Source organism: Sphingomonas sp. Leaf257 (assembly GCF_001422185.1).
In the GTDB taxonomy this organism is placed as follows: Bacteria; Pseudomonadota; Alphaproteobacteria; order Sphingomonadales; family Sphingomonadaceae; genus Sphingomonas; species Sphingomonas yabuuchiae.
This window is the reverse complement of sequence record NZ_LMMH01000026.1, coordinates 1-5605: the sequence shown is the minus strand read 5'-3', so window position 1 is coordinate 5605 and position 5605 is coordinate 1. Positions and strand designations below refer to the sequence as shown.

At 66.6% G+C, this 5605-nt stretch carries 4 protein-coding genes and 1 pseudogene; all 5 read right to left on the bottom strand.

Annotated elements, in window-relative coordinates; translation table 11 throughout:
• Window positions 1-773: hypothetical protein (locus ASF14_RS12835; RefSeq protein WP_156361181.1), on the bottom strand; the 773-nt coding region annotated here is incomplete at its 3' end.
• Window positions 773-1234 (bottom strand): hypothetical protein, encoded by a 462-nt coding sequence (locus ASF14_RS12830; RefSeq protein WP_056435536.1) that lies wholly within the window; start codon window positions 1232-1234, stop codon window positions 773-775. The genes ASF14_RS12835 and ASF14_RS12830, both read right to left, overlap by 1 nt.
• 484 nt (window positions 1235-1718) lie before the next feature.
• Window positions 1719-2000: pseudogene (locus ASF14_RS22325) on the bottom strand (hypothetical protein); the annotation flags it as partial.
• A complete protein-coding gene (locus ASF14_RS21560; RefSeq protein WP_156361180.1) occupies window positions 1997-2158 on the bottom strand; it encodes a hypothetical protein in 162 nt (53 codons plus the stop codon). The pseudogene ASF14_RS22325 and the gene ASF14_RS21560, both read right to left, overlap by 4 nt.
• 2251 nt (window positions 2159-4409) lie before the next feature.
• The gene (locus ASF14_RS12805; RefSeq protein WP_056435520.1) at window positions 4410-5525 is read right to left on the bottom strand and encodes a hypothetical protein; all 1116 of its coding nucleotides are present in this window, start codon (window positions 5523-5525) and stop codon (window positions 4410-4412) included.
• Between the last annotated feature and the right edge of the window lie 80 nt (window positions 5526-5605).

Sequence of the window (5605 nt, the reverse complement as noted above, 5' to 3'; positions counted from 1 at the left end):
GGTCCGGCCACGATCGCCTCCAAGTCGTCGTCCCCGACCTCGCACAGGATTTCGACCGAGCGAACCCATCCCGTCATCGGCAAGGTGCCGTCCACCCGTGCGCCGATCGCCACGCGGTCCAGCCCGGTGGCCGCTTCCATAAACGGCGCGTGGGCGAGCAGCCCCGCCGCGCCGATCGTCTGGCCCCGTGGGCTGACACGGTGGGCCATGCGAACCCGCCCCGGCCCGGTCAGCCGGGGAACACAGGGGCGGCGGAAACTGCCGGTCTGCGTGCCTGTCAGGGCGTTGTCGTTGGTGCGGGCGAGCGTGCAGCCCTCGCCCGCACCATTGGTCAGGTGGAGCATCGTCCGTTCGGCATTGTCCTGCCGCGCAAACTCCACCTCCAGCACGATGGTATGCGGGCGGCCGAACAGGTGCCCGCCCACGATCAGCAGGGGCGCGGCGCTTCGTGTCATAGGCTGGCCCGACACCACGATGGGGCTGGTAATCCGGGCGGTCTCGACTTGCGCGAGGATCACGAGCACTTCCGATTGGGGCCGCACGACCAACCGGGCCTGTTGCCCGGCATTGTGGACCCGGCCGACACGCTGCCACCCACCATTGGTAAAGATGGGCGTCTGGCCGCCGCCTCCGGTGACGGTGATATAGCCGCCGCCCTTCAGGCACCGGACATAGGCGCTGATCGCATAGGCCGCGCCGCTAGCGCCGAAAAACGGGATGGCAAATTCGGTATCGGGGGAGGGGTTGTAGAACCGCACCGCCTTGCCGTTCATCACCCCGGCCGCGAGCAGCTGCGCGAAGCAAATTCGGTATCGGGGGAGGGGTTGTAGAACCGCACCGCCTTGCCGTTCATCACCCCGGCCGCGAGCAGCTGCGCGAAGATGCCCGCCGCGTCCATCGCCGCGCGATCGTCGACCAGTGTTATGGTGGCGTCTGTCGGCCGGTTGCTGAGCAAGGTCCATCCGGCCGTGGAGGTAGGCGCGGCGTTGCTCATGGCCAGCAGATTGGTCGCGGGCGGCTCCAGTGCCACCCCGGCCCCCGCCGCGACGATCGGCTGTCCGGCAGGCGACAGCTTCAGCGTTCCGTCCAGCGCAAGGGCGATGCCGCCCGGCCCGGATATCCGCACTTCGGGGATGGCCCCCGCGCTTGGATACGCCCGGTCGCCAGCAGCGTAAGCGGTGCCCGCGAAGTCGAGCCGGAGGGCCGACAGGCTTTTGGGAGCCTGAATGATCATGCGTAATTCCCGACCAGCATGACCCGCAGGCCCCGCGCGCCCAAGCCCTCGGCCACCACATCGACCGAGATTTCCGCATCGTCCNGATCATGCGTAATTCCCGACCAGCATGACCCGCAGGCCCCGCGCGCCCAAGCCCTCGGCCACCACATCGACCGAGATTTCCGCATCGTCCGGGATCGCGGATGCGGAAATCACCGGCTGCGCCGTACCGGCCGCCCGGCTCGATAGCTGGCCGGGCTTGATCAGCAGGGGCGCGGACAACATCGACGCGCCGTTGACCTTCACGTCCAAGCGCAGGCCGCCCGTCTCGGCCGGGGACTGATCAGCCAGGACCAGCGACGCGCGTAGGCCGGTGATCGTCAACGGCCGGGCAACCCGGACTGGCGACAGGCGCGAGCCGACACGCACCACCGCCTGATCGGCATAGCATTGCAGGATCAGGTCGACGGGCTGGCCGGTGGGCATCAGCGTGGCAATCTTNCAGGCGCGAGCCGACACGCACCACCGCCTGATCGGCATAGCATTGCAGGATCAGGTCGACGGGCTGGCCGGTGGGCATCAGCGTGGCAATCTTGGCCGGGCAGGGGATCAGTTTCACCTGATCATCCGCCCCGGTCATGGGATAAGCGCCGTCCCCGTTCGGCCCACCGCTGGCGGTGCCAGCCCGCCATGCGTCCAGTTCGGCGACCGAGCGCCGCCATGCCGCCAGCCCGGCCCCGGCCTTGGCCACCAGTTCGGCAAAACTGGACTGATCGTCGCTCATGCGTCACCCGGAGGCGTGGTCAGCCCAAAGCCGTCGACCAGCGGGTCCACTTCCTCGAATGTCTCACCGTCGACCAGCTGCAATTCAATTTCGGCTGGCGGGCATGAGATTTTCCGGCGCGGTTCACCGTCCGCACCGCTGATGAGATACAGCGTCATCGTTTGACCTCCACAATGTCGAAATTCGAACCGGCTTCCATGAAACCGCTGTCATTGCCCCCGCCGTAGGCGACGACTTCGATCCAGAACGTATGCTGCCCGGCGGGCAGAGCCCCGAAAGTCCGGTTATAGGGAAAGGGGACGCGGACCGATCGGAAGTCATTGATGACTGACGCCGTGACCCAATAGGACACGACATCCATCATCACGTCCTGCCCGTTCGTGGTGCGGCCAATCTGGAAGGTACAGGCATAGTCCCGGCCGGGGCGCGGGCGCATCAGCGCCTCTATCCGCAGCGAACTCTCGGCGAGCCGCTTGTTGGCGACAACGCTTAGATAACGGGTCTTTTGCCCATTGGTCTGTGGCAAGGCGACATTGGCCGCCAGTTCCGAACCATAGTGCTGTTGAATGGCATCCGACTGGATATTCTCGGTGCTCGCCACGTCCCGATCCAGCTGGCGAACCTTAATATGGTCGAAATAGGCAACGCCATCCTTGATGATCAGCGGATAGATTTCGCCGATGCCGTTCGGGTCAGGATCGGCCACACTAAATTCATCGGCGACAATCTTGAACTTGCCGATCCCGCCCCCGGCCATTCCCACAAAGCCGGTAATCGCTTTGTCACCCCGGATGGACAGGACAGCCTTGGCGTTGCCCTCGCTGTCGACCGTCCGTTGCTCGGTAATGAACGCCTGATGCAACTCCGTGATCAGCCCTAGCTGTTGGGTGACTTGCCGCCACGTCAGCCCGTCCGCATTGGTGTTGATGCGATCCTGTTCGACCCGCCATGTGCCATTGCGCATCTGTTCGGCCGCGATCGTCAGGGCGTTCAACTGGAGATCCGCAAGCACCGTGGCGGCCGGGCGTGCGCCCTGCACGGTGCCGTCAGGTTGCTTCACCCCGCCGATCGGCGCGTTGCCCGTCGCGCCGTTGGTCGCGTTGTCTTCAGGCTTGGTGCCGTCAGGGTCGCCCAGATCGGGCCAGCTGACCAGCGGCGCGGTCTTGTAGGCCGCGCTCAGGCCCTCGATCGACAGCGACAGCTTCGAAACCCCCGGTCCGACCTCAACCGAGAAATCCCGGAAAAAGCCGTAGACGGTCAGGCAGTCGANCCGCGCTCAGGCCCTCGATCGACAGCGACAGCTTCGAAACCCCCGGTCCGACCTCAACCGAGAAATCCCGGAAAAAGCCGTAGACGGTCAGGCAGTCGACCCCATCCTGTCCAATCCATAGCGACGGCATCGCCCGCACCGTGGCGATGCGATTGGCGACGATATCCAGCGCGTCCGTGCGGATCAGCGCCTTAGCGGTCATGCGCTTGGCAAAGCCGCGTTTCACAATCGTCACCTCGCCGAAGTCGTCGACCGTCTTGCGGCTGAAATCGGTGATCCCGGCCGTTGGGGACGCCTCGGTCGTGCCCAGCGCCACGACACGGCCGATCAGCAGCGTGCCGACCGTCACCGCGCCCGCCCCGGCGATCGTCACCGTGACCCGGCCCGTGCCGCCCAGATCAAGGAAGGTGACGGCCCCGCCGGTCACGGCCTGCGTCCGGTCATAGCCATCGGCCTGCACGCGCACCGTCGCGGCCTTCACGTCGAGCAGCGCCACGCCCTCGATGCGCGCCGCCTCCAGTCGCATGGTCATCTGGCCATCGGCCTGCGCCACGGTGCCAAGCGCCTGGTCAAATGGTGCCCAGCGCTTCGACGGGCCGGTATCGAGCCATTNCGCAACACCTTTGCGCCCTTGGTATAGCCGGTCGCGGCCGCCCAAGCGGGCGCATCATCTTCCGCCACGCTGGAGGCGGTCAGGATCGCCTCGGTGACGGCGTAGGGCTGGAGCAGCTGAAGCGTGGACGGGCGGCCGTCCGGCGCGGGATCGCCGCCCGGATCGGCTCCGGCCTCGGTCTGGGCCAGCCCCTCCACCGACAAGGTGCAATAGGACAATGGCGGGACCGCCATGTCGATATCGAAATCCTTGTAGAAGCCGGTGGGGCTCAACCAGTCGAACCGATCATCCGCGATCCAGCGCGCGGACGTGGCGCGCAGATCGGCCAGACGCCGTTGCAACGCGCTAGCGTCATCGGATGGCACGGCCAGCCGCACCGACATGCGGCGCGCGAAACCGCGCTGCACGACCGTCGTGACACCGAAATCATCGGTGACGCGGCGGCTATAGTCGATGATGCCGACCGTGGCCGACGCTTCCACCTCGCCCAGCGCGAACCGCTCGCCGGAGGCGGTTACAACTTCCATCATGCCGCCGCTCCCGCCACGCTGACCGCTTGCCCGCCATGCTCGGCGGTGACGGTATCGAGCGTCTTTTTGATGCCCCCGGTGTTGCTGGCCGTCGCCGCATGGCCCGCATTATTGTCCTGCCGCAGCTGCGCCACTTCGTCCCGCAGCTGGCGCAGTTCGGCGACCAGATCGTCATTGGCCGGGGCCATCGGCTGCGCCGCGTCGACGCCCGGCATGGGCGAGGCCGAACCCGCGACCAGCGTGCTGCCGGTCACGGGGGTGAAGCTGCGCCCCTGAATGGCCGCCCACGTCGCTTCCAGCTGGGCGGCGGTCTGGGCGCGCACGCGGTCCAGTTCCTGCCGACTGGTCGCGGCATTGGCCGCAGCCGTCAGCAGCGACTGCGACAGGCTGGGCAGCAGCTTGGCCGCATCCTGATCGCCGCCCCGCGCCGACGCATTGGCGGCGTTGAACTGCCCCATCAGGCTGGCGAAACTGGCCTCCCCGCCCGCCTCGGTCAGGCCCCGGATACGCTTGACCTCATCCATGATGCTGTCGCCCACATCGGACCAAGCCTTCCGAAGCTCATCGGCCGCCTTGGCCGCTTCCTGCGCGTCCTGAATGGCCCAGATTTGCATCTGCAATGCCCGGTTGCTGCTATCCAGCTTGGCCAGATCAAGCGCCCGGATCGCAGCGGTATTGCCCTGCACCTCCAGTAGGCGACGCTCCAAATCGGCGCGTTCGCTGGCGATATCAGCCGCACTTTTCACGCCCTCCAAGGCCGATTGCAGATCGGCAAAGGCAGGCGCCAGCTTCAGCAGCGTGGCATAGGTCGCCTGTCCGGCCGCCGTGGTCAGGTCCTGCGCTTCGACCAGCGAGCGGAAGGCCGACAGGCTGGCGGGCATCGACAGGCCAAGGCTGTCGAACACACGCCCCAGCTGGGCGGTCTTGGCGGCTGACTGTTCGGCCTTGCTGTAATAAGCCTGAAGATAGGCGTCCGTGGCACTGCTGAAGGCGCTGACACTATCGAACTGCCCGACCAGCCCCATTTTCGCGTCGATGCCCAGCGCCTGCGCCGCGCCGCCCAGCGCGGTCAGGGCAGTGGTCGCGGCCTCCACCGTCGACGCGACCCGCACCAGCGTTTCAAACGCGCCTTCCCCGACCTTTGCAAAGCGCTGGAAACCGGGGAATGCCGTCTACGCCGGGGTCACTTACC